Here is a 362-nt window from a genome sequence, read left to right on the forward strand (position 1 = left end):
CTTGCCGTTCGGCGTCAGCGGCAGCTCATCCAGCACCACGAAGGCGCCGGGCACCATGAATTCCGACAGCGTCCGGCCCAGCTGCGCGCGCAGCGCGGCGATGTCGAGCTCCATGCCGTCCTGGGCCACCACGTAGGCCACCAGGCGCTGGTCGCCCGGCTGGTCTTCGCGCGCCAGCACCACCGCCTCGCGCACGCCGGCGCAGGCGGCCAGCGCCGCCTCGATTTCGCCCAGCTCGATGCGGAAGCCACGGAGCTTGACCTGGAAGTCGTTGCGGCCCAGGTATTCGATATTGCCATCGTCCAGGAAGCGCGCCAGGTCGCCCGTCTTGTACAGCTTCGCTTCGGCCACGCCGGCAAACG

The 362-nt window shown here is 69.6% G+C and carries 1 protein-coding gene; it reads right to left on the bottom strand.

Annotation, left to right across the window (positions count from 1 at the left end):
• Window positions 1-362: AMP-binding enzyme (locus KVP70_RS33445; protein WP_217946736.1), on the bottom strand; the 362-nt coding region annotated here is incomplete at both ends.

This window comes from Duganella violaceipulchra (assembly GCF_019166075.1).
GTDB lineage: Bacteria > Pseudomonadota > Gammaproteobacteria > Burkholderiales > Burkholderiaceae_D > Rugamonas > Rugamonas violaceipulchra.